3 protein-coding genes and 1 pseudogene are annotated in these 5910 nt (G+C 38.1%); 3 read left to right on the top strand and 1 reads right to left on the bottom strand.

All coding sequences use genetic code 11. The features are described from left to right. Positions 1 to 215: 215 nt before the first annotated feature. The 3 genes and pseudogenes from O9295_RS12880 to O9295_RS12870 all read left to right on the top strand — a co-directional run bounded on the left by O9295_RS12880 (position 216) and on the right by O9295_RS12870 (position 4399). A complete protein-coding gene (locus O9295_RS12880) occupies positions 216 to 1148 on the top strand; it encodes an NHL repeat-containing protein (protein ID WP_159250510.1) in 933 nt (310 codons plus the stop codon). Between the two features lie 324 nt (positions 1149 to 1472). After that, positions 1473 to 2912 carry a pyridoxal phosphate-dependent decarboxylase family protein gene (locus O9295_RS12875; RefSeq protein WP_159250511.1) on the top strand — a complete coding sequence of 480 codons (1440 nt, stop codon included), beginning with the start codon at positions 1473 to 1475 and terminating at the stop codon, positions 2910 to 2912. A gap of 638 nt (positions 2913 to 3550) precedes the next feature. Beyond that, a pseudogene (locus O9295_RS12870) lies at positions 3551 to 4399 on the top strand (IS630 family transposase). 157 nt (positions 4400 to 4556) lie between these two features. On the opposite strand, the gene O9295_RS12865 reads toward O9295_RS12870, so the two are convergent. Continuing rightward, a protein-coding gene (locus tag O9295_RS12865) for an IS630-like element ISMae29 family transposase (protein ID WP_288033189.1) occupies positions 4557 to 5695 on the bottom strand; the annotation gives its coding sequence in 2 pieces (ribosomal slippage) (positions 4557 to 5263 and positions 5263 to 5695; 1140 coding nt in all). Positions 5696 to 5910 lie beyond the last annotated feature (215 nt).

Here is a 5910-nt window from a genome sequence, read left to right as displayed (position 1 = left end):
GACCTCTTGCATAAATCCGAAAACAAACGATAGAAACAATAATGGGAGGGACTTTCAGTTAATTATTTATTAGTAGTTGATAATCTTCAAAAATGTTGCTGTACAAGGATCGACTTAAGACTTTTGCAAGAGGTCTATTGTCAGCTTTACAGCCACTCTAAGATTGCGCTGTTGAGAAACCAAAAAACCAAGCATATTTTTCGAGGCAACCAAAAATGTTGAAAATTAACATAATTTCATCGTTATCTATGTTGTTAATTGGGTGTGTTTTACCATTTATTAATAATCAACAAGCCAAAGCATCTAGTTTTGCATTGAATTCATTCACTATCAAAACAATTGCAACTGGATTACTTAATCCTTATGGTATAACTACATATAATGATGATTTAATTGTCACCGTTAATGGTTCTTTACTCAGAATAGATACATTAGGTAATGTTCAAACAATCACTTCCTTAACAGCAGGCAGCCCTGCTGGTGTTTTAGTCAATAATTCTGAGTTTATTGTGGTTGAAAATCCTACTGCTTCACTTCTAAGAATATCTCAAGACGGAGTTACTACCACAATAGCGACAAACCTAGGTGATCCTGTTGGAGTTGCGATTCAAGAAAATTATTTTGTTGTAGGTGATTTTGGTTTAGGATCGGGTTCTCTCAAAAGAATCAGTCCTAGTGGAAATGTTTTAACTATTGCTTCAAATGGAGTCGGAGGTCCCACTGAACTTGTTGTCGATGGTGATAACTTTTGGATCACAGACTTTACATTTGGACGCTTGTTATTTGTTACAGCTAATGGCAATGTTACAGAAATTGCAACTGGATTGGGACAACCCTTAGATATTGAATTTGATGGACAATATTTCTTGATTACAGACTTTGCTGATGGTTTTAATGCACCTGGTAACGGACGAATATTAAGAGTCTCCAAAACAGGACAAGTGGAAACTTTAATAGATAATATTGGCAATCCGTCTGGACTAGCAATTGATGGAGATGACCTGCTATTTACAGATATTGTTGATGGAAGCGTTGCTAGAATTCGAGGAATTTTAGGTTCACAAAGTGTCCCTGAATACTCTTCTATTCCAGCGATTTTACTAATAGGGACTTGGGGATTAACTATCATCGTTAATTCGAGAAATTAAATCTGGTTCTTCCGAACTTACACTGTAGAAAATTCCCCAAGCTCCCTCTCCGCAAAGGGTTCTATAGACTCCAAAAGGGTTATATCTATTAGATCATGCGGGTTAAGCACCGTTTAGCTTATCAAGGCATCTTAGTAGTAGTATTATTGTAGCGGTGTGCAGTCGTATGAGGTACAGTGTCACGACCTATAAACCATGCTAGGCAAAGCTTGGTTTGTATCTCACTCAAGCGCTTACCGCTATAGAAGTAGGCTCACTACTGTCCCTGCTTAAGTTGGTAGCTGGACAGAAGAAACTAACATTAAAACTCAGCAAACAATATTTATGGCTAATGAATCACAAGAATTACCATCGGATTTTATTGAAAATGGGCTAAAAATCCTAAAAGTCCTAGAGACAGCTTACAAACACCCTGAAAATTATCCAGTTTTATCCAGTCCTTTGTCCTTAAAACAGAAACTTTTGCATTTAGAGCAACTGCCTCAAGATGGTGATGAGAGTTCACATATTATCAATGAAGTCATTCAAACCATTTTCAGTGGTTATTGTAATGTCAGTCATCCCCAATACTATGGTTATATCTCTCCTAAACCTTTACCCATTAGCGTACTGGGAGATCTATTAGGGGAAGGATTAAACCAAACCCCTGGGGCTTGGCGTGCAGGTCCTGCTGCCACACTTATAGAAACGGAAACTTTAGGGTGGCTCAGTCAATTTATTGGTTATGAACATAATGTTTGTAGAATTCCCAACGGAATATTTACCAGTGGCGGATCCATGGCTAATGCTAGCGCCTTAAAACTTGCACGAGACTCCATTCTCGGTCGGAAGGTACAAGATGAAGGTTTAGCAGAGAGTCGGTTCAAACCCACAGTTTATATGTCACAAGAAGGTCACTTTTCTATCTGGAAAGCTCTAGATTTTTTGGGACTAGGGAGAAACTGCTTGCGGCGCATCGAAGTGACAGAAGATGCAAGAATCGATCTCCATCAATTGGAAGAACAAATTCAAAAAGATATTAAGGATGGATATAAACCAATTTGTTTAGTGGGGACTGCTGGTACAAGCGCAACAGGTGCAGTCGATCCTCTTAAATCTTTGGCTAAGATGGCTAAAGATTATGATCTATGGTTTCATGTAGATGCGGCAGCGGGTGGCGTTTTTGCTAATCTTCCTGAAACTCGTCAGCATTTTCAAGGAATCAACCTGGCTGACTCCGTAACGCTTGACCCTTGTAAATGGTTATTTGTTCCTTTTGGTATTGGTTGTTTACTAATTAAAAATGGCTCTGAATTACTAAAAAGTTTTCAAGCAAGTAGTCACTATTGGGAAGACCTGTCTGAGCCAGATTTGTTTCAAATGGGACTCCCAGGAACTAGACAATGGCGGTCTTTAGGACTGTGGATGGCGTTTAAATATCTTGGGTGTCATGGCTATCACCAATTATTAAGTAATACTCTATCTGTTGCTAATTATCTTGCTGAAACTGTCAAATCTCATCCCGATTTAGAACTCCTACAAGAACCTACTTTGCCCGTGTGTTGCTTCCGCATCGTTAACACAACACATTCTTTATCCCTCAACGAAGTTAATCATCGTGTGAAGGAGCTAGTAGGAGAAAAAGGCAATCACTATTTCACCACTTTAGACTGGCAGGGAACTAAATTTTTCCGTATTTCTATCAATAACTTTGAAACAAAAAAAGAGCATATGAATAGTTTAATCCAAACAATTATTAGTCAGTTTCATTGTCTGAAATCCTAAATTCCGTACTAAAAAACAAGGATAAAGAAAATAAGAAAGGTTCTTCCGAACTTACACTGTAGAAAATTCCCCAAGCTCCCTCTCTGTCCAGCAATGCTCTAAAGCTGATAAATATCAATCTAACAAAAACTCAAAGCCTTACTATACAAACTTTACAAGCATGAGTTGTTAATAGTTTTGCATGACAGATTCGGTAGAGACTGTTAACTTAATTTTATCACAAGAGGGAAATTTAATCTCTCTAGGCGAACGCCTGTTCTCGTTAGCTTGTATGTAAAGTTTTATGTACGGATTCAACATTTCTGGTCTAGACTGATAAGTACCTAAGCAAAATTAATTACACATATCTGACCACGGCTCTCTTGGATTTGGTGGGTAAAATGTATTCTAAGATACATTCCTCCTAGAGAGGGGGTGGAAGGAACCACAGAGACACAGAGGACACAAAGATCGATCACTTCTATGGTAAGTTAAGCTGATCACACAGAACCTAGAAGAGCCTGACCACCTCTTGCCTCTTGCCTCTTGCCTATCTTCACTAGGAAATTAATTTTGCACGACTATAGTCATTTTAAATAAGTATGATACAAGTAAAAAATAGGGTAAAATAAGGATAAACAAGCAACCCATACAGAAAAATGTCCTATAGCCTAGACTTGAGAAAAAAAGTAATTGATTATGTAGAGAATGGAGGAAGCATAACCAAAGCCGCCGCTCTATTTAATATAGGAAGAGCCACAATATATAGATGGCTGAGTAGGGAAAAACTAGAAGCAACAAAGGTAAAACACCGTCAGAGAAAGCTGGACTGGAAAGCACTGTCAAAAGATGTCCAAGAAAATCCCGAAGCAAGATTAAGAGACAGAGCCGAGAAGTTTGGAGTGAGACCAAGTGCCATTTGCTATGCCTTAAAAAAAATGAAAGTTACCAGAAAAAATAAGGAACTTCGTTATAAAGAAAGAAACTGAGAAGAAAGAATGAAATACTACAGAGTGCTGAGAGAATTGATTAAAATCTATGGAAGTGAAAGCCTTGTATTTATTGATAAGTCATGGTTTGAAGAATTTCAAGCCTGTTTTTATGCTTGGTCAAAAAAAGGGAAGAAAGTCTTTGGAGATAGACAAGGAAAACGAGGAAAAAGAGAGAACCTTGTCGCTGGGAGAAGAAAGGGAAAAAAAGACTTTATTGCACCGATGGTATTTACGAGAAGCCTGAATGCCGAAGGTTTTGAAGGGTGGTTATCTTGATATTTATTGCCCTCTCTAACCATAACATCAGTACTAATTATGGATAATGCACCAATTCATCGGAAGACAGTGATTAAACAACTGGTAGAGGAAGCAGGTCATCAGGTAGTTTTTTTGCCAAAATACTCTCCTGACTTAAATGATATCGAACATGATTTTAGTGCATTAAAGAGGGCAAGAATGTATGCTCCTGTGGGGACACCCCTTGATGAAATTATTCGTACTTATTGTGTCGCCTAGTGTCTCGTTCTTATTTGAAATAACTATACTTAGTCTGTTCAGCAAAATATGGCATAGAACGAGTTAGTTAGGACGCTTTCAATTTTCAAACTCTTATCGGTCAAGGGTTTCAGCGATTGATTGTCCTAACCACCCCTCTCTTTGCTATAGTAGTCTGTCAAGTTTGAATTGAGGGATAGAGTTTTTTTAATTTAATACGAGCATCAGCAGTAGTAAATCTCCAGTCAACTGAATTTGACTTTTCATTTCGATTTTCTTCCCATGCCTTAATTTCTTGTTTTAAACTATCCATGTCTGGGATACGACGCTCGAGACATTGACGATTCAAAACGCTCAACTCAATTTCTGCCATATTTAACCAGCTGCCATGTTTGGGAGTGTAATGAAATTCGAGTTTATCTAAAATTCTCTTGGCCTCTTCCGGTTCAAAGGCTTTATATAATGAGGCTTTTACATGAGTATTTAAGTTGTCTTGAATTACTCTAATTTTCTGGGCATCCGGATAACGCTCATCAACCAAATATTTCATTTGGTGTGCATAATCGCTCGCCGTCCTTTGTTGTGTAACTTCTACATGTCGCCAACCTTGTAATGGTTCAAAAAACATAAACATATTGGCTACACCATTACGCTCATATTGATAGTCATACCTTTCTGGTTCTCTCGGTTCGGCTGGTATTTTCTCTTTTGTTTCTTTGACTAATTGTTTACAACTCTCATCAAAACACAGCCAGGGATTTTGCTGGTCATACTCACTATGATAAATATCCAAGACATCTTCCATGGCACAGACAAACTCCGCTGATTCTTTTGGGGGAATGACCCATGATTGATTCAGCCATGGTTTCAATTCATTTTTTTTAAGGTTTTTCTGATGGTTTCTCGTGATATTTTTTCCACATATTCAAGTTCGACCATTTTATCTGCCAGCATTTGAAGTGTCCATTTTGCTCGTCCCGTTGGTGTTTCACTACAAGCGATGGCAATCAGATATGCTTCCTTTTCCCCATCGATAATTTTGGCACGGCGATGTTCTTGCTTTTTTCGAGTTAATGATGATTCAATTCCTGACTCGACAAATCTTTTTCGTACTCTCTCAATGGTGGCTTGAGCAACATTTAAGGCTTCACTAATTTTCGAGTCAGTCCAACCACCTTCCTGTTGATTGACATCTGCTAAAAGTAGTATTCTGGCATGGTTCATTTTGTAAGCTGCTATTTTTCCTTTCTTGGTTAGCTGCTCGAGTTCAGTTCTTTCGGAGTCTGTTAGATCTACAATATATTTTTTCTTCGGCATTTTTTTGTCTGAAGTTGGATAACTTCTTCCAGATTAGCTCTTTTTTTATCCCTCAAAACAAAATTGATGCTCTAATAGTGGGACTTAGGCGTTTTCGGTCAGCAAAAAAGGCTCAAACCATTACGGGACAAAGGGTTAACCTCGATTTATGATTTTCCTTGATATATCTGGGTTTCAGCGATTTTGGGCTTCTCGAAGTAAATCCCAAGCGGGGA

Source organism: Microcystis sp. LE18-22.4A, assembly GCF_027531105.1.
GTDB lineage: Bacteria > Cyanobacteriota > Cyanobacteriia > Cyanobacteriales > Microcystaceae > Microcystis > Microcystis aeruginosa.
Note: the sequence above shows the minus strand (reverse complement) of the source record. Positions and strands in the feature narration are given on the sequence as shown.

What these genes read in the sequence shown, in the direction of transcription:
- O9295_RS12875 (WP_159250511.1), top strand. Translation starts at nt 1,473, where the DNA reads ATGGCTAATGAATCACAAGAATTACCATCGGATTTTATTGAAAATGGG.
- O9295_RS12880 (WP_159250510.1), top strand. Translation starts at nt 216, where the DNA reads ATGTTGAAAATTAACATAATTTCATCGTTATCTATGTTGTTAATTGGG.